Raw genomic sequence first — 24,350 nt, forward strand, 5'->3', positions numbered from 1 at the left:
CGGTTACGCCCGTTTCAACAGACCCGCAAGTTCGTCCTCCAGTGCAGGAATGTCAACATTATCAGGCGATTTGCGCGCATTTATTGCCAGATCGGCGCGTTTTTGGCCATCGGGCGTGAAATTGCCAACCGCATCCACCACCATCTGCATTTCCGCCATTTTGCCGTTGCAATGCAGGATCAGGTCGATGCCCGCATCGCGTGACTTGCGGGCGCGGGTTGAAACATCCCCCTCCAGCGCCTCCATCGACAGATCGTCGCTCATCAACAGGCCGGAAAAGCCGATGTCTTTGCGGATCAGATCAACCATCACCGGCGAAGTCGTGGCCGGCCCTGTCGCATCAATATCCTCGAACACGATATGCGCGGACATGCCCAAGGGCAGATCGGCCAGCGCCTGCATGGCGGCAAAATCCACAGCCTCAAGACCGGCGCGGTTGGCGGATACGCGCGGCAGTTCCTTGTGGCTGTCCAGCGTAGCCCGCCCGTGGCCGGGGATGTGTTTGAGAACCGGCAGAACCCCGCCATCCAGCAGCCCGTCGGCCACCGCCCGGCCAATGCTGGCCACTTTGGCGGGGTCATCGGAATAGCACCGGTTGCGCAACACCGCATGGGTTTGCGGCGTCGCCACATCGGCAATCGGGGCACAATTGCTGTCGATCCCCACAGCGCGCAATTCATCAGCAATGATCCGGTAGCGGATATACATGCCACGTTCGGCCTGCGCCGGGTTCAAATCCACCTGATCCAGTGCGGGCAACCAGTGGCGCCAATGTGGCCGCGTCATGCGTTCGACCCGCCCGCCTTCCTGATCAATGGTCACGACCGCATCGCGCCCTACCGCATCGCGCAAATCCCCCGTCAGCCGCTTCAGCTGTTCGGGGGTGTCGATATTGCGGGCAAACAGGATGAAACCCAAGGGGTTTACATCACGGAAAAAAGCGGCCTCCCCGGCGCTCAGGCGTTCACCGGCGCAACCAAAGATGTAGGCGCCCTGCCCCGCCACCTAACGCACCTTGACGGGGATACAGGCGGCGTTTTCCGCCAACAGCGCCGAACAGAAGCGCCGCGCGTCGGACAGATCGTCAAACCCCATCGCCCGCAGGCGATAGAAGGTGCGCCCGCCGCTTTCGGCCTTCTGGATCACACGCGATTTGCCTTGCAGGTAATCGGTGAAACGGCTGTACAGCCTGTCCCATTCCTGTTTGGCAATTTCGGGGGATTCAAAGGCGCCCAACTGCGCCAAACGGGTGCCTGCCGGAATACTGCTTGGGTCAACTTCACTGGCCGAGGCAGAGGCAACCTGTTGCGTGGCCGCAGGCAAAGGGGGTGTTGTGTCCAGACTTGCCGGACGTGACAACGGACGGGGGGAACGCACCACACCCGGAACATCCGCCGGGATGACAGGTAGGCGGGCCGTGACTGGGGCCACTTCGCCCAATGGCTCGACACCTTCCGACAGCTTGTCTGCCATCGCCAGTGCTTCGGCAACCGCCACATCTGTGGCCGAGGGTTTATCCGTTGTAGGTTCCACAGCCGCCACAACCACGCCTGACCCGTCACTGACCGTCGCGGGCAAATCCGGTTCGGGCAAGGTTTCGGTCAGCAAGGCAGGGGCGGTGATTTCACTGGTTGTTGCAGGGATTACCTCGGCATCGGCGGCTTCGGCCATTGGCGTTGCTTCGACACCGGGTGCAGAGGTACGGGGCGCAGGTACCGGACGGCGCAGGCCAACCGGATCATCCTCGCCAATTCCGTCGGCTGCGGGGGCCAGCACCACACGGTCGGCCACAGGTTGGGCCACGCCATCGGACTGCACACGATTCACGGCAAGACCCTGATGCACGGCCAATTCACCGCCCGGATTTTCCGGCGCAATGCGCATCGGCCCGTCCAGCGCACGTACCACCGGCACGCCGGTAACATCGCGCACCAGCAACTTGTAGCCCCAAACGCCGATGCCGACGATCAACGCCACCGATACAAGTGCGCCTGCCCCGTTGACCAGCTTGGTAAATTTCCCTGAATCACTTGCCCGTTGCGGCGCATCCATTGCGCCGCCAAACTCGATATCCGCCATTTTTCGCCTCACTGCCGCCCCTGATTTGGCCGGGGTCGGTCATAAGTTACTGCTCTATGTCACACGGCCAAGGCACTTGTTTTCAGCGCATTTCTTCGGCCGGTGTTACACCCAGAATACCAAGACCGGCGGAAATAACAATAGAAACGGAACGAATCAGGGCAATTTTCGCCTGTGTGGCGGACGAGTCACCCTCTTGCAGGAACCGAAGTTCGGGCAAATCATTGCCGCGATTCCACAGCGCATGGAATTCACCGGCCAGTTCATACAGGTAAAACGCTACCCTGTGCGGCTCGTTTGTGCGGGCGGCGATTTCCACCAGACGCGGCCATTCGGCCAGCTTTTTCACCACGGCCATTTCGGCCTCATGCGCCAGAAGCGACAGATCGGCGGCCTTCAGCGTGGCATCATCCACCGCGATCCCCGCATCACGCGCCTTGCGCAGCACCGAATGGATCCGCGCGCTGGCGTATTGCACATAGAACACCGGATTGTCTTTGGATTGCTCCAGCACCTTCGCGAAATCGAAGTCCAGCGGTGCGTCGTTCTTGCGGGTCAGCATCACAAAACGGGTCACATCGGGACCGACCAGATCGACCACCTCGCGCAGGGTGACAAAATTACCGGCCCGTTTGGACATTTTGAACGGCTGGCCGTCCCTGAACAGCCGCACCAGCTGGCACAGCTTGATGTCCAGCGGCACCTTGCCGTCGGACAGCGCCGAAACAGCCGCCTTCATCCGTTTGACATAACCGCCATGATCGGCGCCAAACACGTCGATCAATTCATCAAACCCGCGCTGAACCTTGTCATAGTGATAGGCGATGTCGGGGGCGAAATAGGTCCAGCCGCCATCCGATTTCTTCACCGGCCGGTCCACGTCGTCGCCATGGTCGGTGGATTTGAACAGGGTTTGCTCGCGCGGTTCCCAATCCTCGTCAGGTTTGCCTTTGGGCGGGGGCAAAACCCCTTCGTAAATCAATCCCTTGGCATCCAGTTCTTCCAGCGCCGCCTCGATCCGGCCCGATCCATACAGCGACTTTTCGGAAAAGAAAACATCCATTTCCACACCCAGAGACGCCAGATCCGCGCGGATCATATCCATCATCTTTTCGGTGGCAAATTCGCGCACTTCTTCCAGCCAGAACTGTTCGCCCTTGTCCAACAGGCTGTCGCCCACCTTGTCCTTGAGCGCCTGCCCGACCGGCACCAGATAATTGCCCGGATACAGGCCCTCGGCAATGTCCGGCGTCAACCCGCAAGCCTCGCGATAGCGCTCAAAAACCGAGCGCGCCAATACATCGACCTGCGCGCCACCGTCGTTGATATAATATTCCCGCGTCACATCATGGCCCGCGAAATCCAGCAGGGCGGCCAGCGCATCGCCAAAGACCGCACCCCGCGTGTGGCCCACATGCAAAGGGCCGGTCGGGTTGGCGGAAACGAATTCCACATTCACCTTGCGCCCCTGCCCCATGCTTGAGCGGCCAAAATCGCGGCCCTTCTCCAATGCAGCCCCGACCACGCCACGCCACAAATCCGGCGCAAGCCGCATGTTCAGAAACCCGGGGCCGGCCACTTCGGCCACCTCTATCCGCAAATCCTGCAACAGCTTGGCGGCCAGTGCTTCGGCAATATCGCGTGGCTTCATTTTGGCAGGCTTGGCCAGCACCATCGCCGCATTGGTCGCCATATCACCATGCGCCGCATCGCGCGGCGGCTCGACGGTTACATTGGCAAAGTCCAGCCCCTCGGGCAGCGCACCTTCGGATTGCAATGCGGTCAGGCTGTCGATCACCAGCGCACGAATATCGGTAAACAGGTTCATTCTCTTGTCCTTGAAAGGGTTGGACGCGGGTTTAGCATGGCAGACGGCAAGGTCAACATTCAAGCGCCCGATGCTGGCAACAACCGTTCATGTTCCTGCAAGGCAAAACGGTCTGTCATACCGGCAATATAATCCGCCACCACACGGGCCAGCGCAGTCCGGTCTTTCGCCGCCGCAATATCCCCCTTCCAGTGACGGGGCAGATGTTCGGGCTGCGACAGGTATAGCGGGAACAGGTCCATCACCACGCCTGTCACCCGTTCACGCATTTCCACCACTGACGGCGCGCGATACATGCGGGCAAACAGAAAGGCGCGGATTTCCTTCAGGTCCGCCCACAGCGGCGCGGAAAACTGCACCACCGGCGCCCCAGCTGCCCGCACATCCTCAACCCGCTGCGGATCGAGTGCGGCAATCAAACGGCGGCTTTCGTTGATCACATCCGAAACCATCACCCCGAACACGCGGCGCAGGGCCTCGTGGCGGCGACGATAACTGCCCAGACCGGGATAAAGCGCGTCTACCTCGGCGTAACACGCCCCAATAATCGGCAGGGCGCAAATGTCATCATCGGTGAATAATTCCGCACGAAGGCCGTCCTGCAAGTCATGGTTATTATAGGCAATATCGTCAGACAGCGCCGCCACCTGCGCCTCGGGGCCGGCATAGGTTCCCAGCTCCAGATCGTGGCGGGCGTTGTATTCGGCCAGCGCATAGGGCAAGGCGCCGGTCACGGGGCCGTTGTGCTTGGCCAATGCCTCCAGTGTCTCCCATGTCAGGTTCAGCCCGTCCCATTCGGCGTAATGCCGTTCCAGCGATGTGACGATGCGGATGGCCTGTGCGTTGTGGTCAAAACCGCCATAGGGCGCCATGCAGTCGGCCAGCGCGTCCTCGCCGGTATGACCAAATGGTGTGTGCCCAAGATCATGCGCCAGCGCCACCGCTTCGGTCAATTCGCCATTCAGCCCCAGCGCGCCCGCAATCGTGCGCGCCACTTGCGCCACCTCGATCGAATGGGTCAGGCGGGTGCGAAAATAATCGCCCTCGTGTTCAACAAAAACCTGTGTCTTGTGTTTTAGCCGCCGAAAGGCCGAGGCATGGATGATCCGGTCGCGATCACGTTGAAAACACGAGCGAAACGCGCTTTCTTCTTCCGGATATAGCCGTCCGCGCGCGCGGGCCGGATTGGATGCGTATTTCTCAAGCATGTCCCCTGCCTGTTGTCGCCCTTGGTTGGAATGCTTATATGTCAGTTCAAACAGGAATGAAACGGGACGATTTTGCCATGATGGACCTAAACCTACCCCCCAAAGTCACCGATCGCGCCTTTGCGCGACTGGCAGAGATCAACGATGGTGGCGACACCAAAGTGCTGCGCGTTGCAGTCGAAGGCGGCGGATGCTCCGGTTTCCAGTATGAAATCACGCTGGACAAAGTGGCCGAGGGCGATCTGGTCATTGAGGGCGCCGGACAAAAGGTGGTGGTGGACGAAGTATCCCTGCCATTTTTGTCCAACGCCGTAATCGATTTTTCCGATGAACTGATCGGCGCACGCTTTGTCATCGACAACCCGAACGCAACCAGTAGCTGCGGCTGCGGCACGTCCTTTTCGATGTAGGGGGAACACAGGCGCGTCTTTCCCACTTGACGCAAAAAAGGCCAGCCTTAGTTGGCCAATGCCGCCGCCTCGTACCCGCGGGCAATGCGTCTGGCCGGTGTTTTCTGAGCCGTATTTTCGGCAATCCCGGGAAACAGGTCTTCCAACTCGTTCAGCAACGCCGTGTTGTCGCCGCACAGATATTCGCCAACCAGAAAACTCTCGCTTGGGGCACCTTCGGCAAAGATCACTTCGTGGGCGTCGAACATCAGATGGAAATACTGCACCTCGTCACAGGGTGCGCGCAGAATTGTGCTGTCGTTCAGCAGATTGACGGCGGCGCATAGCACCTCGTCCTCGCCAAAGAACAATTCGGCCTTCCAGCCGGTCACCAGCATCCTGTGCTGCGGCGAGACCCGCAAATCACGATCATTCCCCAGCGCACCCGCTTTAATCAGAACCGGCGCGAATTTACCCTGCCCGCCCGTCTTGCGCTGCCCGATCCAGCGGACCGGCTGTGCGCCGTGGTCTTTGGTCAGAACCAGATCGCCAACCGTCATATCCTCGACAGCAACCAAACCGTCGGGCGTGGAAATACGGGTGTCAGCCACAAAACAGGGTGGCCCCAGATCACCCACTGCGATCTGTGTACTGTTGGTAACATAGGTTACAGACGTAACCGTAACCGGCGCATGCGGCAAAGCCGTTCCGTCCGTCGGCGTAAAATAGCGGGACCCATCTGCGGTGTAGAAGGTAACACCCGTGATCTGGACACCGTCAATGGTAACGGTATCGCCAACCCAGACGCGGGTAATATCACTGCCATTGATCTGATCCGACCCGTTTGGAGACAAGAACCCGTCACCATCCGCGTCATTCATTGTGATTGTAATAACATTCACAGTCGCGGGCAAACCCGGAGGATTGCCCGGATCAAAGTTACTACCCAAAGCCTGGTCGGTATAGATTGGCATCGTATTACTCGTCTTTCACTATTCAGGTCTTTCTTTTAGGTCGCCGCCAAAGAAAGGGAACCTCTACATCACATAAATAGGCTTTTTCCAGCAAAATGTGGTAATAATATGAAAATTTGAATATTTCATTAAATCTTTGGTAACTATTTTATGCTTGAGGCTTGCCTTGCTTCCCGACTAAACCTTTAGGGTCAGCGAGGTGCGAAATGAAAATAGCCACATTCAACATCAACGGTATCAAGGCACGGATCAATGCCCTGCCCGACTGGCTGCGCGAACGCGAACCCGATGTTGCCTTGTTGCAGGAAATCAAGACCGTGGACGAAGCTTTCCCGCGCGAGGTTTTCGAAGATATGGGTTATAACGTCGAGGTGCACGGGCAAAAGTCGTTCAACGGTGTGGCGATCCTGTCAAAACTGCCGCTTGAGGACGTGCAACGCGGCCTGCCCGGCGATGAGGACGACGATCACGCCCGCTGGATCGAAGCCACAGTGATTGGCGAAAAACCGATCCGCGTTTGCGGGCTGTATCTGCCCAACGGCAACCCCGTTCCAGGGCCTAAATACGACTATAAACTGGCGTGGATGGAACGGTTATACCACCGCGCCAAGGATTTGCTGGCGGCCGAGGAACCGGCGTTGATGGCGGGCGATTACAACATCATCCCGCAGCCCGAAGACGCCGCCTACCCCGACAAATGGCGCGAAGATGCGCTGTTTCGCCTTGAAAGCCGCACGGCCTGGCGGCGGGTTGTCAATCTGGGTCTGACCGACGCCTTTCGCGCCATCCATCAGGGGCCGGACCACTACAGTTTCTGGGATTATCAGGCCGGCGCCTGGAACAGGAACGACGGAATCCGCATCGACCATTTCCTGATGACACCCCAATGTGCGGATCTGTTGCTGGATTGCCAGATAGATGCCGAAATCCGCGGGCGGGAAAAACCGTCGGACCATGTGCCGGTCTGGGTTGATCTGGCCGCGTAACCGTTTGATAAAAAGAGGATAACCATGACAAAACTGAACATCCCAGATATGACTTGCGGCCACTGCAAGGCGGCTGTGGAAAAAGCTGTTGCAAGTGTTGATGCGGACGCCAAGGTTGCGGTTGATCTGGATAACCGCACGGCCGAAATCGACAGCAGCGCCGATCTGGGTGCCATTCTGGCTGCGCTGAAAGAAGAAGGTTACGAGGCGACGCAGGCCTAGCCGCCAATGTATTGACGGGCGGCGCTGGCCAGTTCCGGCCACAGGTCTTTGTACGCAAATGGCACCTGCACCCATTCTTTCATGGCCCGCCCCTTGCCGGATGGATCAAACAGTTGCGCCCCATCCAGCGCCAAAGCGCGGGTATGGGCGTCACCGGTCAGCTTGAACACCATTGCGTCCTGGAAATAAGAGACAAAGGCTTTGCCACCGGTTTTGAAGCAGGGTTTGCCAAACATCTGGCTTTGCTCGGCCCCGGAAATATGATGACCGACACGGGTGTATTCTGCTTCGGAATCCGTCATGGTCCTGCCTTTCACGCGTTTTTTTCAATGGCGCAACTGTAGGCTAAACCCTGATAGAAACAAGGGCTTGTCAGATTGATCGGTGCGGTATGCGGGTGCCCCGAAATCTTTGAAAGATTTCGGTCTGTTTTCTTTGAAAGAAAACAGACCCCCTCCTAGGCGCGGGTGACATCGTGTTTGTAGATCCAGTCGAATTTCTTCATCGCAAGTGATGGCGCAAATGTGCTGCCCAGCCGCAACGCCGTATGCGCCGCAAAGCGCAGAGGCCCCGGCGACAGATGGTAATTGCGCGCGTTCTTGCTGGCCGCGTCAATCACCCGTGCGGCGCGTGGACGGCGACGGGTCTGATAGCTGGCAAGCCCCGTTTCAACCGTATCCGCCTTATCCAGCGCATCCGCCAGCACCCAGGCATCCTCCAGCGCCATCACCGCCCCCTGGGCCATGAACGGCAAGGTCGGATGCGCCGCATCGCCCAGAATAGCCACGCGCCCCTTGTGCCAGTTTTCCGCCACCGGATGGCGAAACAGACCCCAGAGGTAAACATCCTCGACCCGTTCCAGCAGCCCCTGCACCCCGGGCCTGAAATCGGCAAATACAGCGCGCAGATTGGCCGGATCATCGCGGAAATTCCACCCCTCGGCGGCCCATTCATCGCGTTCCTGCACCGCCACGATATTCAGCATTTTACCATCGCGCAGCGGGTAAACCACCAGATGCTTGCCCGCGCCCATGTAAACCCGCGCCATGGCCGGCTCGTTCCCCTGTGCGGGCACAATCGTGCGCCATGCCACCTGACGGGTGAAAAACGGATCATTGTCGCGATTCAGTGCCATACGCACCCGTGAATGCAACCCGTCCGCCCCGATCAGCACATCGGGGGACGATCCCCCGCCCTGTTTCATCACCACATGCGCATGGCCATCCTGCACCGTGACTGTTTCAACCTGTTGCAACAGCCGGATTTTCACCCCCGCCTTGCGGGCAGCATCGGCCAGCACATCGACCAGATCGGCGCGATGCACGAAATAATATTCCTGATCATCGGCAAACCGCTGGAAATCCAGCCCGAACACCGGCTTTTCCGAAACCCCGTCCAGCAGCGAGACCCCTTCGGCCCGCACCGAACAACCGGCCAGGGCATCCCCCGCCCCCAGCGCCCGCATCACCGCAAAGCCGTTGGGACCAATCTGCAAACCCGCACCAACCTCGGCGATCTCGGCGGATTGCTCCATCACCGTCACCTCGGCGCCGCGCCTCGCCAGCGCCGTTGCGGCGGCCAGCCCGCCAATGCCCGCGCCAAGAACGCAAATCTTTTGCCCGTCCAGTGCCATCACCAAATCCCCATATCAAAAACACCGGAGCGTCGCCGCCCCGGTGCCTGTATGCTTTATCTGAAAACCATTTTCGTTGATCTACACCAACAATCAGTCGTCACGATGCACTTTTTCGCGCCGCTCGTGCTGTTCCTGTGCTTCCAGCGACATGGTGGCAATCGGGCGCGCGTCCAGACGTTTCAGGGAAATCGGCTCGCCTGTAACAGAACAATAGCCAAATTCGCCTTCCTCAATCCGGCGCAGGGCCTGATCAATCTTGCCCACCAGCTTGCGCTGGCGATCGCGTGTGCGCAATTCCAGCGCACGATCCGTTTCCTCGGATGCGCGGTCGGCAACATCGGGGATATTGCGTGTGCCATCCTGAAGATGTTCAATGGTGTCTTTGCCGTCGGACATAATGTCTTCTTTCCACGCAACCAGCTTGCGGCGGAAATACTCCAACTGACGGTCGTTCATGAACGGCTCGTCTTCGGCTGGTCTATAATCATCTGGCAAGAAAATCTCGGCTTTCATACCTTCTCCCTCTTGCAGTCCTTTGGCTGTCGAATCTCGCATCCTAACCTCCGGAACCCACTCCTGCCGCTGATCTAGTGCAATCCGGCGCTATTGTCACGCCCCATTCTCATCCGCTTGAAGCAAAGTGATCAAACAGATAGGTATTGGCAAAACCGCAAACCATACAGGCGCTGTGAAGCTTATGAAATTTACCTCGACCGATACCTATGTTGCCACCGACGATCTGACCGTCGCTGTAAATGCCGCTGTAACGCTGGAACGCCCGCTGCTGGTCAAAGGGGAACCCGGCACCGGCAAAACCGAGCTGGCCCGTCAGGTGGCGCAGTCGCTGGATCTGCCGATGATCGAATGGCACATCAAATCCACCACCCGCGCGCAACAGGGGTTGTATGAATATGACGCGGTATCCCGCCTGCGCGACAGCCAGCTGGGTGAGGAACGGGTGCATGATGTGAAAAACTACATCCGCAAAGGCAAGCTGTGGCAGGCATTCGAGGCTGAAAACAAAGTCGTTCTGCTGATTGACGAGATCGACAAGGCCGATATCGAATTCCCCAATGACCTGTTGCAGGAATTGGACAAGATGGAGTTCCACGTTTACGAAACCGATGAAACCATCCGTGCCAAGGTGCGGCCGATCGTGATCATCACCTCGAACAATGAAAAGGAGTTGCCCGACGCCTTCCTGCGCCGCTGTTTCTTTCACTACATCCGCTTTCCCGATATGGAGACGATGAAAAAGATCGTCGAGGTGCATCACCCGGGGTTGAAAGACGCCCTGCTGACAACCGCCCTGACCCAGTTCTATGAATTGCGCGAAACGGCAGGGTTGAAGAAAAAACCGTCAACCAGCGAGGTTCTGGACTGGCTGAAACTGCTGCTGGCCGAAGATCTGACAGCCGAAGACCTGAAACGCGACGGGGCCAATGCCCTGCCCAAACTGCATGGCGCATTGCTGAAGAACGAACAGGATGTGCATCTGTTTGAACGGCTGGCGTTTATGGCGCGGGGGCAGCGTTAACGGCTCTATTCGCAGTCGAGGGGCTGTTTTCTTTGAAAGAAAACGGTCCGAAATCTTTACAAGATTTCGGCGCTAGAACTTCGGCTTGCAGGACCCGCTTTTCCAGTCCTGATAATCACACCATGCCCAGTCCACGCGGAACGTGCCCGATGAGCCACAAGTCTCGGACAACAGCGGATCGGATTTGGATTCGCCATCTTTCAACGTTACTGACCCGCGTTCGGCGGCATAGCACCCACCGCCAACCGTGCGGTATTGAACGAAAACTTCGTTGCCACAGGTGTTGGTGAATGTATCTGTAGGCCCGTCATAGGCAACACATGCGGACGCGCCCTGTGCGGCCAGTACAATGACTGCCGCGCTGATGGCCGGTAGTTTGAACATTTTGCTCTCCAAATTGTCTGCTGCGCAAAACCCGGCGTCCAACGGGGCCACGCATGGGGTCAATGTATGTGGCATCGGGGCCAAGTTCAAGCTGTGTCACCGATTGGCAACAAACATGGCGATTGCCATTGCCCCCCCGCTGCCGTTACAATCGGGGATTATCAAATATTATCCAAGGATAACAATTAAATGACTGGCATGCCCACCCTGATCATCCGCCCGCTAAAAGCCGCTGATGAACAACAGTGGCGCCGGTTGTGGCATGATTATCTGGCGTTTTACGAAACATCGCTTCCAGAAGATGTCTACGCCAGCAGCTTTGCCCGCCTTCTGGGCGATGATCCGCAGGATTTCAACGGGTTGGTCGCTGAACTGGATGGCAAACTGGTGGGGCTGACCCACTACCTGTTTCACCGCCACGGCTGGAAAATCGAAAACACCTGTTATTTGCAAGACCTCTATGCCGATCCGGATGTGCGCGGCAAGGGCATTGGCCGCGCCCTGATCGAAGGCGTCTATGCGGCAGCCGATGCCGCCGGTGCCCCCGCCGTTTACTGGCTGACACAGGATTTCAACACCCAAGCCCGCAAACTATACGACCGCATCGCGGTCCAGACCCCGTTTATCAAGTATCAAAGGCCGTAACCTGTATGCGTTTATTGTTTCTGCTGCCGCTTCTTGCACTTATGGCATGCGCCCCCACACCGGCTTCCCATAACCGGACAACACAGCAAAACAGTACCTACGCGGGGCCAATACCGCCCATGAAGCGGTTCGGGCCGGCCCATGTCAGCCCGCCAACCCGCAGCAACAGCGAAATCGCACAGGATTTTCTGGACCTGTCGTTTCGATTGGAAAACGGGCAACCCCTGCCCTTTATGACCCGTTTCGAGGTGCCGATCAGTGTGCGCATCAACGGCACTGCACCCGCAACGCTTTCGTCAGATCTGGATGCGCTTCTGGTCCGGCTTCGCAACGAGGCGGGCATCGATATCCGGCGGGTTCCGGCGGCAAAAACGGCGAATATCTCGATCAATACAGTGCCGGTCAGACAGTTCAAACATATGCGCCCCACAGCCGCCTGTTTTGTCGTGCCCGGCGTTTCCAGCTGGGGGGATTTTCGCCGGTTGCGGCGCAGCAGTGTCACCAACTGGAAAACCCTGCGCAAACGCACCCGCATGGCCATTTTTATCCCCGATAACGTCAGCCCGCAGGAAATGCGCGACTGCCTGCACGAAGAACTGGCACAGGCCCTTGGCCCGCTGAACGATCTGTTCCGCCTGCCCGACAGCATCTTTAACGATGACAATTACCATTCCATCCTGACCGGTTTCGACATGCTGGTGCTGCGCGCCTATTACGCGCCCGAGCTGCACAAGGGCACAACCCGTCAACAGGCCGCCGCCGCCCTGCCCCGCATTCTGGCCCGCCTGAATCCGGCCGGTGAATTTGCCACGGGCCATGCCCCGGTCAGCGCAACGCCCAAAAGCTGGGAAAACGCCATACGCCAGACCATCAACCCCGCCAAAAGCCATTCTGCCCGCCGTGCCGCCGCCATGCGCGCCGTTACCATTGCCCGCAATCACGGCTGGGCAGACGTGCGCACCGGATTCAGCCTGCACAAACTGGGCCGCCTGACCCTTGCCCAGGATGCCGGCCTTGCCCGCTGCGCCTTTCGCGAGGCATTAACGATCTTCCGCGGTCGCCCGGAAATGCGCCTTCAGGCCGCACAGATCACCATGCAACTGGCCGCCATTTCCCTAAGTGACGGTGATGCCCAAATCGCCATCAATCAGGCCAATAGCAGCCTGCCCGCCCTGTTGCAGGCACAGGACGCTGTCACCCTGTCGATGGTGCTGATGATCAAGGCCGAAGCCCTGGATTTGCAAAACCACACCACCGAGGCCCGCGAAGTGCGGCTCGACAGTCTGGGATGGGCGCGTTATGCCTTTGGCAGCAAAAAGGCCGCGCTTGACCGGCTTGCGGGCATCTCTGCCCTGACGCCAAAGTAAAACAGCAACCAGACGAGGACACCATGCTGCTTATCTATTTCGCTGCCCTGTTCGGTGCCGGCCTTGGCGCCTATCACGCCATGCGCAAGGGCGGCAACGTCAAGGACATCGCGCAATATGTGGCGGTCTATATGCTGATTTTCGGCATGATCGCGCTGTTTTACTCTATCTTTACCGCACGCGGGGCCTAGGCGCCCATGTTCCTGCGTTTCTTTGAAAACCTGCGCAGCGCCGATGTGCCGGTCAGCATGCGCGAATTTCTGGCCTTCCTTGAGGGTATGAAACGCGGCCTTGTCACCTATGATGTCGAAGGCTTCTATTACCTTGCCCGCACCGCCATGGTCAAAGACGAACGCCATCTGGACAGGTTCGATCGCGCCTTTGCCGCCACGTTCGAGGGGCTGGAGCATATCAGCTTTGACGATGTTCTGAACGCGGTCGATATTCCTGCCGACTGGCTGGAGAAAATGGCCGAGAAGCACCTCAGCGCGGAGGAAATGGCCGAGATCGAAGCCCTTGGCGGCTTTGACAAGCTGATGGAAACCCTGAAGGAACGCCTGAAAGAGCAGGAAAAACGCCATCAGGGCGGCAGCAAATGGATCGGCACCGCCGGCACCTCGCCTTTTGGTGCCTATGGCTACAACCCCGAAGGCGTGCGCATCGGGCAGGACCGCTCGCGCCACCAGCGGGCCGTCAAGGTCTGGGACCGGCGCGATTTCAGGAACCTTGACGACAGCGTGGAACTGGGCACCCGCAACATCAAGGTCGCCCTGAAACGCCTGCGCAACTGGGCCCGTGACGGCGCGCATGAAGAACTGGATCTGGACGGCACCATCCGCGCCACCGCCGAACACGGCTATCTGGATGTCAAAACCCGCCCCGAACGGCGCAACGCGGTGAAAATCCTGCTGTTTCTGGATGTCGGCGGCTCGATGGACCCGCATATCAAAATCGTCGAGGAACTGTTTTCCGCCGCCCGCGCCGAATTCAAGCATATGGAATATTATTACTTCCATAACTGCCTGTACGAAGGCGTGTGGAAAGACAATGCGCGCCGCTGGAACCACCAGATCCCGACATGGGAAGTGCTGCGCACCTACGGGCCGGACTATAAATGCATCTTTGTTGGCGATGCCTCGATGTCGCCCTATGAAATCGCTTATCGTGGTGGCGCGAATGAACACTGGAACGAGGAAACCGGCGAAACTTGGCTGCGTCGCGCCCGCGAACAATGGCCCGACAACCTGTGGATCAATCCGCTGCCGCAGGAACATTGGCAATATACCCACTCTATCGCGATGATCCGCGAGATTTTCGAGGACCGGATGGTGCCGATGACGCTTGAAGGCATCACCCGCGGCATGAAAACGCTGGGGCGGTGATCCTGCCCCCACCACACGATCGGGTTATCTCCATTGCCTATTGTACAATGCCTGCGTAACCTTGCCCGGTATATTGTCCACAGGAGAGAACCTATGAAAGCCTTTCGTCCCCGATTTCTTGCTGCAATTCTTGGTCTGGGAGTGGGGTTTTCCGCACTGCCCGTCGTGGCCGACAACCATCTGATGACGGTATTCAAGAACCCATCCTGCGGCTGCTGCACCGCATGGGCGCAGGAAATGGAGAAAATTGGCTATCAGGTCAAAATCGTCAACCTCGAGGATTTGTCACTGCTCAAACGGCAGGCGGGCGTCCCCGAACAGTTGGAGGGGTGTCACACGGCAGTTCTGGGGGACTATATTCTGGAAGGTCACGTTCCGGTGCAGGCGCTGAACAAGCTATTGCAGGAACAACCAGACATTCGCGGTATATCTACCCCTGGAATGCCGACAGGCTCTCTCGGAATGGGCTATGATGCAGACGCTAAATACACGGTATATGCCTTTTACAAAGATTCAGCCCAAAGTCCGGTCCCCTTTTATCAAGCTGGAGAATAGGTTTTCGGCCCCTTGTTAAACCGGCTCAACCTCCTGTGGCAAAACCACAAGCTGCTGTTGCTGGCTTTTATTCTGGCGGCGGCGGCAACCCTGATGTTTGCCGTCCGGCTGGTGGTTGTCACGCTCTATTTCAGCAATCCCACCCACCAAAACCAGCCGCTCGAGGGCTGGATGACACCGCGTTATCTGGCCTATTCCTATGATTTGACAGCGGATGAACTGGAACAGGTGCTGGGCATTGATCCATCCAGCGTTTCCCGTATCCACCTTAAAAACCTGCTGAAAGATCAGGGAATTACCCTTCAGGAACTGCAATCCAGACTGGACACGATCAAAACCCGCAAGGCCGCCGAATGAGTGACCTGCTGCTGTCTCTTGTCGCGGATTACGGCGCAATCATGCTGTTTGCCACCACCTTCCTTAGCTGCCTTGCCATCCCCATGCCCTCGTCCTTGATGATGCTGGCCGGCGGCGGCTTTGTCGCCAGTGGCGACCTTGGCCTGACCACCGCCGTTTCGTCCGCCTATCTGGGGGCTGTGGCGGGGGATCAGACCGGATTCCAGATAGGCCGCAAAGCCGGCACATGGCTGGCCCGCGCGCCCAAACGCAAGGCCCTGCTGAGCAAGGCCAACAGCCTGACCACACGTTACGGCGGCCCCGGCGTTTTCCTGTCGCGCTGGCTGTTTTCCCCGCTTGGCCCCTATGTCAATTTCGGCGGCGGCGCGACCGGATACAACTGGGCCGGTTTCACCCTGTGGGGGGCTTTGGGCGAAGCCGTCTGGGTCATCCTATATGTCAGCCTGGGCTATCTGTTTGCCGACCGGATCACCGAAGTTGCCGACATTCTGGGCAACGCCAGCGGTTTCCTTGCTGCATTAGTCGTTACCATCGGTCTTGGCATCGGACTGCGCCATGCCATGAAACAGCCCCGCAAATCCTGACCCCTCCTTCTTCTTGCCCCAAATACCTGCGCCGCAGGCATCCGCCCTTGCCACTGCCCCCTACCGTCGCCATATATTCCCTATGCTTCGCCTGACCCCGATCCTGATCGCCATCCTATACGCGCTTGTCATGTACCGCTTTTCGGTCTGGCGCACGTCGCGCGAACTGGATGCAAAATCCACCGAACTGGCCGATCTGAACCTGAAAAAACTGACTGACAAGATGGCACAGGCACTGGACCTGCCCCGCATTCGTGTGAACATCTATGAAATCGATCCCGTGAACGGGTTGGCGGCCCCCGACGGGCGCATCTTTATCACCCGTGGATTTTATGACAAATACCGCGCAGGCGAAGTCACTGGGCCGGAAATGGCCAGCGTGATTGCACATGAACTGGGCCATGTCGCCCTTGGCCATTCGCGCCGCCGGATGATTGATTTCTCGGGCCAGAATGCTCTGCGCACCGCGATGATCATGGTGTTTACCCGCTTTATCCCCGGCCTTGGTGTCTATATCGCCAATTTCCTGACCACCCTGCTGGCCGCCCGCCTGTCACGCTCCGATGAGTATGAGGCCGACGCCTATGCCTCGGCCCTGCTGACGAAATCGGGGATCGGCACCGAGGCACAGAAAACCCTGTTTCGCAAACTGGACGCGCTGACCAAATCAAATGGTGGCAGCGCGCCCGCCTGGTTGCTGAGCCACCCGAAAACTGACGAGCGGATCAAGGCGATCGAAGCCATGGAAACGCGCTGGAAACGCTAGAAAAGCCCTGCCCCGTTAATTCTGAAAGAGGCATTTACCAAAACGCTTGCAAAACAGAACCATTAAACCGGTTTAATGGTTCTGTTGAATCAAAATTTAACCGTTGTTTTACAGAGCCTTAGTCGTTGTTTTCAGCATTCCCCGAAAAGAAAAACACGGAAATCCGCACAGCTTTCCACCCTACCGATCCTCAGGGTAAACCTGCATTTCCGACAGCTTGTAGCTCCATTCCAGACCGGCATTTTTCCAGCCATTCACCACCCGCTGCCCACGCTGCGGGCCGTCGGATGCCTTGTCCCCCTCGAACCCGTCCACCAATGAATAGACGTTGGTATAACCCATACCGGCCAACACATTCGCCGCCCGCGCACTGCGCCCGCCGGAGCGGCAGATCAGGATCACTTTGCTGTCGCGGGTCATGCCGTTTTCCTGTGCATACTCCTCGAACACTCTGGCAAAGTCAGGGTTGGGCACCATCGCATAGGTGCCTTTTTCCGGATTGAACTCGGCAAAGCCGGGCATGATTTTGAAAGGGATATTCACATTGGCCCGTTTCGGGATGCCAACAAAGGCCACTTCGACGCGGCTGCGCACATCCACCAGCACGACATCGGGGTCTTGCAACATGTCAGCGGCCTCGACGGCCGTAACATAAAGGCCAAGCTCGGTTTGTTTTTTGGCAGGGACATCTGCGGCTTGGGCCAGAAACGGAAGGGTCGATAATGCCACAACTGCGGCAAACAGGGTTTGTTTTGAAATAAACATTTCACTCTCCAGTAAAAAATATGTTTTCCCGCGCGAAAAATCAGGCGCAGAGTCAGGTGTAATATTGCCTCCGACAGGCAGTGTTTTATTTTTCCGGATTTCGTCTTGGTCGTATTCGGCGAAAATTGCCGAGTCTTCGTCATTGAATAGCAAAAGGTTAACAGATTGCCCCGCATTTTGAATAGTAGGAAAATCCTTACCTATTCAAAATCGGCAGATTCAAGCCACCAGCGCCTTGCCCAACCGCGGCAACCGCGCCTTTTTCATCAGCTTGCGCATGTCCCAATTCTGCCCCGACAAACGTTCGGCTGTCTGGCGCACTTTTTCGGCCACATCCCCCACAACATCAGGATTTTCAATGAGCATTTCCCGCAACAATCCATCCGGATCACGGCGGATCACCCCGTGGCCGGTCAGGCTGCGGGTGGGGAAATCTTTCAGGTTCATGGTTAGCAAAACATCCGCCTTGCCTGCGATGGCGGCGGCCAGAACGTGGGTGTCGTTTGGATCAGGCAGATGCAAACTGGCTTCGAGTTCATCCGGATAGCTGATTTCAGCATCCAGCCATCCGGCGCGCAACAAGGCAATCTCGCCGCGCGCAACATCTTCCTGCCCGTCGCCGATCCGTGCTGCTGCCCGCGCCCATTCTTCCAGTATCCGCGCCGACCAAAGCGGGGTGAACAACCCACGCCGCGCCACCCCCATCAGCACCTCGCGCATCACGGTAGGGTAGAGCACACAGGCGTCGATCAATACCCGCATCAGTCCAGCCGGAAAATCAGCGCCTTAAGATAACCGCTTTGCGCCAGTTGCGGCAGCAAGGGGTGATCCGCCCCCGCCCCGCCGGAATAAATCTGCATCCCGCGCCGCCCGCCACGGCCAATCCCGCGGGCCGAGGAATTGCGAAACGCGTTCAAATCCGCCGCGTGCGAACAGGAACACAGGCCCAGATAACCGCCTTCGGCCACCAGAGGCGCCGCCAGCCGCGCCACCCGTTCATAGGCGCGCAAACCCGCATGCAAGGCCGGTTTGGCAGGTGCAAAGGCGGGGGGATCACAGATCACCACGTCAAACAGCGCCCCTTCCTTGGCCAGATCTTCCATCACCGCAAAGGCATCGCCCTTGCGCGTGTCAAAACGTGACGCCTGCCCCATGGCCTCGGCACCGGCTTTGGCCAGTTCCAGCGCAGGGGCCGAGCTGTCAACTGCCAGCGCATGGGCCGCCCCACCGGCCAAAGCCGCCAGAGAAAACCCGCCAACATGGGAAAATACATCCAGCACGCGGGCGTCTTTGCACAGGCGTTGCGCAAAGGCATGGTTCGGGCGCTGATCATAAAACAGACCGGTTTTCTGGCCGCCCAGCAGGTCCGCCATATAGGTCGCGCCATTCATCGGCACAGGGATCGGCCCGTCCAGCGTGCCGCGCAACAGCAGGGTTTCCTCGTTCAGCCCCTCCAGCGCACGCGACCGGCCGGTGGCATTTTTCACGATGGTGGAAACGCCGGTGACATCGGCCACGGCCTCGGCCAGCATGTCCAGATGCACTTCGGCCCATGCCGCGTTGGGCTGGATCACGGCGGCATCGCCGAAACGGTCGATCACCACACCGGGCAGCCCGTCGGATTCCGCATGGATCAGGCGATAGAACGGCGCGTCATACAGGCGGGCGCGATGGGCCAGCGCCCGTTCAACCCGTGCTTTGAACCAGTCCACATCGATCACGGCATCGGGGTTGCGGTCCAGCATCCGGCAGGCGATCTTGGACGCCATATTCACTGCCACCAGCCCCAGCGGGCGGCGATCATGGTCTTCCAGCCGCGCCAATGTGCCGGCCTTTAGCGCCTTGGTGCGCCGGTCGGTGACAATTTCATCAATGAACACCCAGGGGAAGCCGTGGCGGATGGCGCGAGCTTCGGCTTTGGGTTTCAGGCGGACGACTGCGAGAGTGGCGGCGGGTGTGGCGGCTGTTTGTGTCATGGCCCCCTGTTATAAAACATTTCTGGCGGGCGATAGGGTTATTTTCAGCGCTCCAGCCGTGCCTTGCGCCCGCCGCGTCGTTTTCCAGGGGCGGCATCGGCCAGCCCTTCGCGCAAAACCTGCGTCATCGGATGATCTGGAAATGCGTCGCTGTAATGTGCCAACAGCGCCGCAATCTGCACTTTCAGATCAGCCCCCGCCACAGCCCCCAGCGCCCAATCCAGAAAGATCGAGCGACATTCAGGGCCGCTTATCCCCTCGATCCGGTAGCTTTCGCGGATCAAACCGCGCGGGTCCAGTTCGGTCATACTCATTCGCGTTTCCTGTTACGCCCAGATTAATCCTGCACCTTCACAGGCAACAATTCATCCACGACCATATGGGACGCCGCAACGACAGTATCAAGCGCTTTGGCCGCGGCCTGCACACTGTCCGCCCCCAGTTCGCGCAAAACAAAGGCCCGCGCCCCTTCGCCCAGGCCCTCCATATCCAGCGCCTGTTCGCTTAGCAATTTCGCGGTGCCGCGAAGCCGCCACAGCATATCATAGGCCTGCTGCAAGGCCTGTCGCTGCTCGCCGGTCAGCCAGCCAATGCGTTTCCCCGCCGCCAGTTGCCCCGCAACATCGCGGGCTGTGTCGCCTGCCAGCAGGGCGGCCGTTTCCGCCACCAGTTCGATGTCCTGCATCCGGCCCGGCCCCAGCTTGGCCTCCCATTCATCACGGGCGGGTTTTGCCTCGGCCAGACGGGCACGCATATCGGCCACATCGGGCAAGACGCGGGGCAGTTTGCCCTTGTCGGCCAGAAGGGCCGCGCGAAACGTCTCGATTTCCTCCCCCAGCGCCCCGTTCCCCGCCACAGATCGGGCGCGGGTCAGGGCCAGATGTTCCCATGTCCATGCCTCGTCCTGCTGGTAGGTCATGAAGGATTGCAACGATGTCGCCACCGGTCCCTGCCGTCCTGACGGGCGCAGGCGCATGTCGACCTCGTATAACCGCCCCTCGGCCATCGGGGCGGACAGGGCGGTCACCAAAGCCTGCGTCAGCCGCGCATAATAGGGCCGCGCCTGTAGCGGGCGGCGCCCGTCCGAGGCTTCGACCCCGCCCGCGTCATAGATCACGATCAAATCCAGATCCGAGGTGGCATTCAACCGCCCCGCCCCCAGCGACCCCATGCCCAGCACCATCGCCCCCCTGCCCGGCGGCGTGCCGTGCTTTTCGGCGAAATGGCCCACCACGGGGTGCCACAACGCCGCCACACTGGCCCCAGCCAGATCGGCATATTGCTGCCCCGCCTCTTGCGCATCTATCAGACCGCGCAGGTGATGCACACCAATGCGAAAATGCCATTCCTTTTTCCAGCGTCGTGCCGTGTCCAGCTTGCCTTCGTAATCATCCACAGTGGCCAGTTTCGTCGCCAGTTCCTGTTCCAACGCCGCCGCACCGGGCCAGGGTTCAAAAAATGACCCGCCCAGTACCGCATCCAGCACCTGCGAATTGCGCGACAGGTGGCGGGCCAGCGCGGGCGTGGTGGTGCAAATGTCGATGATCAGGTCGATCAGTTGCGGATTTGCCTCGAACAAAGAAAACAGTTGCACACCGGCGGGCAGACCGGACAGGAAACCGTCGAACTGTGCCAAAGCCTCGGCCGGATTGGCGGCCTTTTGCAACCGTGCCAGCAGATCGGGGCGCAAGCGCTCGAATATTTCCACCGCGCGGGCCGAACGCAGGGCCGGATAGCTGGACCAGCGGGCCATGATTTCCCCGGCCCCGTCCGGCAGATCGGGCGCGGGTTCGGGGCGCATGACGGTGGGGGCAAAGAAGCCTTCGGTCAATTCATGCACCTCGGTCAGTTCCGACATCAGGCGGGCGCGTAGTTTGTCAGTGTCACGGATGCCCATGAATTGCGCCAGCCGGTCGAATTCATCGGCCGATTTGGGCAGGTCATGGGTTTGCGCATCGTTCACCATCTGCAGGCGGTGTTCGACCTCGCGGTGGCTGCGGTAGCGTTTGACCAGCAATTCGGCCACATCCGGTTCGACCCAGCCCTTGGTCGCCAGCGCCCGCAAGGCCGGCACCGTTTCACGGCTGCGCAGGTCGGGATCGCGCCCGCCGGCGATGATCTGGCGGGTCTGGGTGAAGAATTCAATCTCGCGGATACCGCCGCGCCCCAGCTTCATGTTGTGGCCTTCCAGCGTGATCGGCCCACCCAACCCTTTGTGTTCGCGGATACGCAGGCGCATGTCATGGGCGTCTTGGATGGCGGCAAAATCCAGATGTTTGCGCCAGATGAAGGGCGACAGGTTTTTCAGATACGCCTGCCCCGCCATCAGGTCACCGGCGCAGGGGCGGGCCTTGATATGGGCTGCGCGTTCCCAAGTGCGGCCAAGGCTTTCGTAATAGCGCATCGCGGCGTCCATCGACAGGCAAACGGGGGTGACGGACGGATCGGGGCGCAGGCGCAGATCGGTGCGAAAAACGTAACCTTCGCCGGTGATGTCGGACAAAAGCGCGCTCATCTTGCGGGTCACGCGGATGAATGCGGCGCGGGCATCATGGTAGTCATCGTCCGAATAGCGGGTTTCGTCAAACAGGCAGATCAGGTCGATGTCCGAGGAATAGTTCAACTCGCCCGCCCCCATCTTGCCCATCGCCAGCACCACCATGCCGCCCGCTGTGGCCACGTCATCCGGCCCCATGCCGGGCAGTTTGCCGCGCTTGATCTCTGCCGCCACCAGCGCCTTTAGCGACACATCCACCGCCAGATCGGCAAAGTCCGTCATGGTGCCGGTGACCTGCTCCAACGCCCATACCCCGCCCAGATCGGCCAATGCGGTCAGGGCAGCGATACGGGACTTCGCTTGACGCAACAGGGATTTCAACTGGTCAAGCGGGGCGTCTTTACAAGCCTGATAAAGCGCGGTTAGCGCCGCCTGCTGATCGTCAAAGGCCCCGGTCAGCCAGTCGGCTTGTTTGACCATGATTACGGACAGATACGGGCTGCATCCGGCGGCCCCTTTGATCAGGTTTTGTATCGGCTCTGGCGCATCGGCAAACCGCGCCGCCACCTCCGCGCCACGGTCTGGATTATGGGGAATCGGGGTGCGGGTTATGAGGGATGCGAAATTCATGCGGCAAGGATGGGGCGCAGGCGACATAGGGTCAACCAGACAGTTCCACTGCAGTGTCCTGACTAAAGATATTTCTCCACCCCTGCCCCGTTTCCCGCCATACCGAGGAGACATACATCACTTCAGGCACCTCACGACCAACGCGCCTGAACACGGCACGGTAAGCCAGCAACACAACACCTTCGCCCAAAATCAGCAATCGCGCGTCATCCAGCGCGTATTCGGTCACTGTCGGGCCGGCATCCAATTGCCCGACATGCCCCGCCTTGTTCGAGAACCCCGTGGCATAGACTCCCAGAAACCCGTCTTCCAACATACGCGAGTCCGCATTCCCATCCCCCGTGACCAGCGCTTGCCACACGGTTTGCTCCAGCGTTAGAAACGTATCCAGTTCATATTTTTGCATCCCTTTCGCCTCCTCTTGCGCTTGACCTTTGTTACACCAATACTGGACCACGCAAACAGGAGAGATGAAAAATGAGCAAAAGCCTGAAACGTGTGATCCGCGCACTGGATGCGGCGGGAATAGATGCCACCCCCGTTGAGATGAGCGAGGGTGCCCGCACCGCGCAAGCGGCGGCAGATGCGGTGGGCTGTGCACTGGACCAGATCGCCAAATCCATCATCTTTCGCGGGGAAACCACCAATGAAGCGGTTTTGTTCATCACCGCTGGCGGCAATCAGGTGTGCGCTGACACGGCCAGTTCTGTTGCAGGCGAGCCATTAGGCAAGGCTGACGCGGGTCTGATCCGCAGCCAGACCGGCTTTGCCATTGGTGGGGTGTCCCCTGTCGGGCATCTGTCGCCGATCCGTGCCTTTTTCGACCCTAAACTGCTGGAATTTGACACCGTTTGGGCAGCAGCAGGCACCCCGCGTCATGTTTTCCCGATAAATCCAGCCGATTTGCAGCGAATTTCAAGCGCACAAACCATTGATTTTACGTCTTAATCCAAATTTATGTAAAAAGCTTTTACATTTACCCTTGCAAGAGGCGCCACAAATGCCAATCTTGGTAATGTGAAAGACATTCACATCAAACCCGAAACCCTAACAATCGGAGACCCAAATGAGCACTGTCGCAACATGGCCATCACAGGCCGAAACATGGCTGGATGAGCGCGGCAAACCCGCATGGATCATCGCCATGGTCCTTGGATTTATCTTCTTTTGGCCTGTTGGCCTCGCCCTTCTGTTTTATATGATCTGGAGCAAACGCATGTTCAAAGGTTCTTGCCGTCATTCCCGCCGCCGCATGGAACGCCACCACGCCTATCAATCCTCGGGCAACTCGGCGTTTGACGCCTACAAGGCCGACACCCTGCGCCGTCTGGAAGAAGAGCAGGGCAATTTCGAGGCCTTCCTTGAACGGTTGCGCGAGGCCAAAGACAAGTCGGAATTTGACGACTTTATGAACGAGCGCGCCCGCAAGGCCAAAGAAGCAGACGAGCCTGTCGACGCCTGAACACGACCAAAGCGGCCCCCCATCGGGGCCGCCTTAACCGCGTTTTGCAAAAGGGGTTGGCGCAAAGCCCCGCCGTTGTTATCTTGAATTTGAATAAAAACTTCGGACCCGTATTAACCAG

Annotated in this window: 29 protein-coding genes; 14 read left to right on the forward strand and 15 right to left on the reverse strand. The window is 58.8% G+C overall.

Translation table 11 applies throughout. The features are described 5' to 3' along the window. Positions 1-3: 3 nt before the first annotated feature. From BAR1_RS09595 to BAR1_RS09610, 4 genes are all read right to left on the reverse strand, one after another. A complete protein-coding gene (locus BAR1_RS09595; RefSeq protein ID WP_118942817.1) occupies positions 4-1,005 on the reverse strand; it encodes a glycoside hydrolase family 3 N-terminal domain-containing protein in 1,002 nt (333 codons plus the stop codon). Continuing rightward, positions 1,006-2,079, reverse strand: coding sequence for an SPOR domain-containing protein (locus BAR1_RS09600; RefSeq protein ID WP_118942818.1), 1,074 nt, complete (start codon positions 2,077-2,079; stop codon positions 1,006-1,008). Between the two features lie 82 nt (positions 2,080-2,161). Next, positions 2,162-3,907, reverse strand: a complete 1,746-nt coding sequence (argS, locus tag BAR1_RS09605) for an arginine--tRNA ligase (protein WP_118942819.1) — start codon at positions 3,905-3,907, stop codon at positions 2,162-2,164. A 59-nt stretch (positions 3,908-3,966) separates the two neighbouring features. Then, positions 3,967-5,115, reverse strand: coding sequence for a deoxyguanosinetriphosphate triphosphohydrolase (locus tag BAR1_RS09610; protein WP_118942820.1), 1,149 nt, complete (start codon positions 5,113-5,115; stop codon positions 3,967-3,969). Between the two features lie 80 nt (positions 5,116-5,195). On the opposite strand from BAR1_RS09610, the gene BAR1_RS09615 reads away from it, so the two are divergent. Beyond that, positions 5,196-5,525 carry a HesB/IscA family protein gene (locus tag BAR1_RS09615; RefSeq protein WP_118944419.1) on the forward strand — a complete coding sequence of 110 codons (330 nt, stop codon included), beginning with the start codon at positions 5,196-5,198 and terminating at the stop codon, positions 5,523-5,525. 47 nt (positions 5,526-5,572) lie between these two features. Here BAR1_RS09615 and BAR1_RS09620 read toward each other — a convergent pair whose 3' ends face one another. Beyond that, positions 5,573-6,478, reverse strand: a complete 906-nt coding sequence (locus BAR1_RS09620) for a Hint domain-containing protein (RefSeq protein ID WP_228408527.1) — start codon at positions 6,476-6,478, stop codon at positions 5,573-5,575. Between the two features lie 206 nt (positions 6,479-6,684). Here BAR1_RS09620 and xth point away from each other — a divergent pair, with 206 nt between their 5' ends. Beyond that, positions 6,685-7,464, forward strand: coding sequence for an exodeoxyribonuclease III (xth, locus tag BAR1_RS09625; RefSeq protein ID WP_118942821.1), 780 nt, complete (start codon positions 6,685-6,687; stop codon positions 7,462-7,464). A 24-nt stretch (positions 7,465-7,488) separates the two neighbouring features. After that, positions 7,489-7,686 carry a heavy-metal-associated domain-containing protein gene (locus BAR1_RS09630; protein ID WP_118942822.1) on the forward strand — a complete coding sequence of 66 codons (198 nt, stop codon included), beginning with the start codon at positions 7,489-7,491 and terminating at the stop codon, positions 7,684-7,686. Here the strand turns inward: BAR1_RS09630 and BAR1_RS09635 are convergent. The 3 genes from BAR1_RS09635 to dksA all read right to left on the reverse strand — a co-directional run bounded on the left by BAR1_RS09635 (position 7,683) and on the right by dksA (position 9,835). Then, complete coding sequence (locus tag BAR1_RS09635) at positions 7,683-7,988, reverse strand: hypothetical protein (protein WP_118942823.1); 306 nt, start codon at positions 7,986-7,988, stop codon at positions 7,683-7,685. The genes BAR1_RS09630 and BAR1_RS09635 overlap by 4 nt on opposite strands. Before the next feature lie 155 nt (positions 7,989-8,143). Next, a complete protein-coding gene (locus tag BAR1_RS09640; RefSeq protein WP_118942824.1) occupies positions 8,144-9,319 on the reverse strand; it encodes an FAD-dependent monooxygenase in 1,176 nt (391 codons plus the stop codon). A gap of 93 nt (positions 9,320-9,412) precedes the next feature. Next, positions 9,413-9,835: an RNA polymerase-binding protein DksA gene (dksA, locus tag BAR1_RS09645; protein WP_118942825.1), complete on the reverse strand. Its 423-nt coding sequence runs from the start codon at positions 9,833-9,835 to the stop codon at positions 9,413-9,415. A 184-nt stretch (positions 9,836-10,019) separates the two neighbouring features. Between dksA and BAR1_RS09650 the strand changes: the two genes are divergently transcribed. Continuing rightward, the gene (locus BAR1_RS09650) at positions 10,020-10,859 is read left to right on the forward strand and encodes an AAA family ATPase (RefSeq protein WP_118942826.1); all 840 of its coding nucleotides are present in this window, start codon (positions 10,020-10,022) and stop codon (positions 10,857-10,859) included. Positions 10,860-10,931: 72 nt separating this feature from the next. Here BAR1_RS09650 and BAR1_RS09655 read toward each other — a convergent pair whose 3' ends face one another. Then, positions 10,932-11,243, reverse strand: coding sequence for a hypothetical protein (locus tag BAR1_RS09655; RefSeq protein ID WP_118942827.1), 312 nt, complete (start codon positions 11,241-11,243; stop codon positions 10,932-10,934). A 189-nt stretch (positions 11,244-11,432) separates the two neighbouring features. On the opposite strand from BAR1_RS09655, the gene BAR1_RS09660 reads away from it, so the two are divergent. From BAR1_RS09660 to BAR1_RS09690, 8 genes are all read left to right on the forward strand, one after another. Continuing rightward, positions 11,433-11,888 carry a GNAT family N-acetyltransferase gene (locus BAR1_RS09660; RefSeq protein ID WP_118942828.1) on the forward strand — a complete coding sequence of 152 codons (456 nt, stop codon included), beginning with the start codon at positions 11,433-11,435 and terminating at the stop codon, positions 11,886-11,888. A 119-nt stretch (positions 11,889-12,007) separates the two neighbouring features. Further along, complete coding sequence (locus BAR1_RS09665) at positions 12,008-13,255, forward strand: DUF2927 domain-containing protein (RefSeq protein WP_228408528.1); 1,248 nt, start codon at positions 12,008-12,010, stop codon at positions 13,253-13,255. 23 nt (positions 13,256-13,278) lie between these two features. Further along, entirely contained in the window at positions 13,279-13,446 is a 168-nt protein-coding gene (locus tag BAR1_RS17965) for a hypothetical protein (protein WP_162891615.1), read from the forward strand. 6 nt (positions 13,447-13,452) lie between these two features. Then, on the forward strand, positions 13,453-14,637 hold the full coding sequence (locus tag BAR1_RS09670; RefSeq protein WP_118942830.1) for a vWA domain-containing protein: 1,185 nt from the start codon (positions 13,453-13,455) through the stop codon (positions 14,635-14,637). A gap of 93 nt (positions 14,638-14,730) precedes the next feature. After that, the gene (locus BAR1_RS09675) at positions 14,731-15,192 is read left to right on the forward strand and encodes a DUF411 domain-containing protein (protein ID WP_118942831.1); all 462 of its coding nucleotides are present in this window, start codon (positions 14,731-14,733) and stop codon (positions 15,190-15,192) included. Between the two features lie 12 nt (positions 15,193-15,204). Then, the gene (locus BAR1_RS09680; RefSeq protein WP_118942832.1) at positions 15,205-15,549 is read left to right on the forward strand and encodes a hypothetical protein; all 345 of its coding nucleotides are present in this window, start codon (positions 15,205-15,207) and stop codon (positions 15,547-15,549) included. Beyond that, complete coding sequence (locus BAR1_RS09685) at positions 15,546-16,133, forward strand: DedA family protein (RefSeq protein WP_118942833.1); 588 nt, start codon at positions 15,546-15,548, stop codon at positions 16,131-16,133. The genes BAR1_RS09680 and BAR1_RS09685 overlap by 4 nt, the downstream gene beginning before the upstream one ends. An 82-nt stretch (positions 16,134-16,215) precedes the next feature. Continuing rightward, positions 16,216-16,899: a M48 family metallopeptidase gene (locus BAR1_RS09690; RefSeq protein ID WP_118942834.1), complete on the forward strand. Its 684-nt coding sequence runs from the start codon at positions 16,216-16,218 to the stop codon at positions 16,897-16,899. 180 nt (positions 16,900-17,079) lie between these two features. Here BAR1_RS09690 and BAR1_RS09695 read toward each other — a convergent pair whose 3' ends face one another. The 6 genes from BAR1_RS09695 to BAR1_RS09720 form a co-directional block, all read right to left on the reverse strand. Further along, on the reverse strand, positions 17,080-17,664 hold the full coding sequence (locus BAR1_RS09695) for a rhodanese-like domain-containing protein (RefSeq protein ID WP_162891736.1): 585 nt from the start codon (positions 17,662-17,664) through the stop codon (positions 17,080-17,082). A gap of 219 nt (positions 17,665-17,883) precedes the next feature. Further along, a complete protein-coding gene (locus BAR1_RS09700) occupies positions 17,884-18,426 on the reverse strand; it encodes an RSP_2648 family PIN domain-containing protein (RefSeq protein WP_118942836.1) in 543 nt (180 codons plus the stop codon). After that, positions 18,426-19,640: an RSP_2647 family RNA methyltransferase gene (locus BAR1_RS09705; protein ID WP_118942837.1), complete on the reverse strand. Its 1,215-nt coding sequence runs from the start codon at positions 19,638-19,640 to the stop codon at positions 18,426-18,428. Before BAR1_RS09705 ends, BAR1_RS09700 begins: the two co-directional genes overlap by 1 nt. A gap of 44 nt (positions 19,641-19,684) precedes the next feature. Beyond that, positions 19,685-19,954 carry a hypothetical protein gene (locus BAR1_RS09710; protein WP_118942838.1) on the reverse strand — a complete coding sequence of 90 codons (270 nt, stop codon included), beginning with the start codon at positions 19,952-19,954 and terminating at the stop codon, positions 19,685-19,687. Between the two features lie 23 nt (positions 19,955-19,977). Further along, a complete protein-coding gene (locus tag BAR1_RS09715) occupies positions 19,978-22,767 on the reverse strand; it encodes a [protein-PII] uridylyltransferase family protein (protein WP_118944421.1) in 2,790 nt (929 codons plus the stop codon). A 31-nt stretch (positions 22,768-22,798) separates the two neighbouring features. Beyond that, entirely contained in the window at positions 22,799-23,173 is a 375-nt protein-coding gene (locus tag BAR1_RS09720; protein WP_118942839.1) for a nuclear transport factor 2 family protein, read from the reverse strand. Between the two features lie 71 nt (positions 23,174-23,244). On the opposite strand from BAR1_RS09720, the gene BAR1_RS09725 reads away from it, so the two are divergent. Then, complete coding sequence (locus tag BAR1_RS09725) at positions 23,245-23,715, forward strand: YbaK/EbsC family protein (protein ID WP_118942840.1); 471 nt, start codon at positions 23,245-23,247, stop codon at positions 23,713-23,715. A gap of 118 nt (positions 23,716-23,833) precedes the next feature. Then, positions 23,834-24,229, forward strand: a complete 396-nt coding sequence (locus tag BAR1_RS09730) for a DUF2852 domain-containing protein (protein ID WP_118942841.1) — start codon at positions 23,834-23,836, stop codon at positions 24,227-24,229. The last annotated feature ends 121 nt before the right edge of the window (positions 24,230-24,350 follow it).

This window comes from Profundibacter amoris (genome assembly GCF_003544895.1).
GTDB lineage: Bacteria > Pseudomonadota > Alphaproteobacteria > Rhodobacterales > Rhodobacteraceae > Profundibacter > Profundibacter amoris.

Bases quoted from the DNA above. Each gene is read 5' to 3' on its own strand.
- BAR1_RS09600 (WP_118942818.1), bottom strand. From the start codon at position 2,079: ATGGCGGATATCGAGTTTGGCGGCGCAATGGATGCGCCGCAACGGGCA.
- argS (WP_118942819.1), bottom strand. From the start codon at position 3,907: ATGAACCTGTTTACCGATATTCGTGCGCTGGTGATCGACAGCCTGACC.
- BAR1_RS09610 (WP_118942820.1), bottom strand. From the start codon at position 5,115: ATGCTTGAGAAATACGCATCCAATCCGGCCCGCGCGCGCGGACGGCTA.
- BAR1_RS09615 (WP_118944419.1), top strand. From the start codon at position 5,196: ATGGACCTAAACCTACCCCCCAAAGTCACCGATCGCGCCTTTGCGCGA.
- BAR1_RS09620 (WP_228408527.1), bottom strand. From the start codon at position 6,478: ATGCCAATCTATACCGACCAGGCTTTGGGTAGTAACTTTGATCCGGGC.
- xth (WP_118942821.1), top strand. From the start codon at position 6,685: ATGAAAATAGCCACATTCAACATCAACGGTATCAAGGCACGGATCAAT.
- BAR1_RS09630 (WP_118942822.1), top strand. From the start codon at position 7,489: ATGACAAAACTGAACATCCCAGATATGACTTGCGGCCACTGCAAGGCG.
- BAR1_RS09635 (WP_118942823.1), bottom strand. From the start codon at position 7,988: ATGACGGATTCCGAAGCAGAATACACCCGTGTCGGTCATCATATTTCC.
- BAR1_RS09640 (WP_118942824.1), bottom strand. From the start codon at position 9,319: ATGGCACTGGACGGGCAAAAGATTTGCGTTCTTGGCGCGGGCATTGGC.
- dksA (WP_118942825.1), bottom strand. From the start codon at position 9,835: ATGAAAGCCGAGATTTTCTTGCCAGATGATTATAGACCAGCCGAAGAC.
- BAR1_RS09650 (WP_118942826.1), top strand. From the start codon at position 10,020: ATGAAATTTACCTCGACCGATACCTATGTTGCCACCGACGATCTGACC.
- BAR1_RS09655 (WP_118942827.1), bottom strand. From the start codon at position 11,243: ATGTTCAAACTACCGGCCATCAGCGCGGCAGTCATTGTACTGGCCGCA.
- BAR1_RS09660 (WP_118942828.1), top strand. From the start codon at position 11,433: ATGACTGGCATGCCCACCCTGATCATCCGCCCGCTAAAAGCCGCTGAT.
- BAR1_RS09665 (WP_228408528.1), top strand. From the start codon at position 12,008: ATGAAGCGGTTCGGGCCGGCCCATGTCAGCCCGCCAACCCGCAGCAAC.
- BAR1_RS17965 (WP_162891615.1), top strand. From the start codon at position 13,279: ATGCTGCTTATCTATTTCGCTGCCCTGTTCGGTGCCGGCCTTGGCGCC.
- BAR1_RS09670 (WP_118942830.1), top strand. From the start codon at position 13,453: ATGTTCCTGCGTTTCTTTGAAAACCTGCGCAGCGCCGATGTGCCGGTC.
- BAR1_RS09675 (WP_118942831.1), top strand. From the start codon at position 14,731: ATGAAAGCCTTTCGTCCCCGATTTCTTGCTGCAATTCTTGGTCTGGGA.
- BAR1_RS09685 (WP_118942833.1), top strand. From the start codon at position 15,546: ATGAGTGACCTGCTGCTGTCTCTTGTCGCGGATTACGGCGCAATCATG.
- BAR1_RS09690 (WP_118942834.1), top strand. From the start codon at position 16,216: ATGCTTCGCCTGACCCCGATCCTGATCGCCATCCTATACGCGCTTGTC.
- BAR1_RS09695 (WP_162891736.1), bottom strand. From the start codon at position 17,664: ATGTTTATTTCAAAACAAACCCTGTTTGCCGCAGTTGTGGCATTATCG.
- BAR1_RS09700 (WP_118942836.1), bottom strand. From the start codon at position 18,426: ATGCGGGTATTGATCGACGCCTGTGTGCTCTACCCTACCGTGATGCGC.
- BAR1_RS09705 (WP_118942837.1), bottom strand. From the start codon at position 19,640: ATGACACAAACAGCCGCCACACCCGCCGCCACTCTCGCAGTCGTCCGC.
- BAR1_RS09710 (WP_118942838.1), bottom strand. From the start codon at position 19,954: ATGAGTATGACCGAACTGGACCCGCGCGGTTTGATCCGCGAAAGCTAC.
- BAR1_RS09715 (WP_118944421.1), bottom strand. From the start codon at position 22,767: ATGAATTTCGCATCCCTCATAACCCGCACCCCGATTCCCCATAATCCA.
- BAR1_RS09720 (WP_118942839.1), bottom strand. From the start codon at position 23,173: ATGCAAAAATATGAACTGGATACGTTTCTAACGCTGGAGCAAACCGTG.
- BAR1_RS09725 (WP_118942840.1), top strand. From the start codon at position 23,245: ATGAGCAAAAGCCTGAAACGTGTGATCCGCGCACTGGATGCGGCGGGA.
- BAR1_RS09730 (WP_118942841.1), top strand. From the start codon at position 23,834: ATGAGCACTGTCGCAACATGGCCATCACAGGCCGAAACATGGCTGGAT.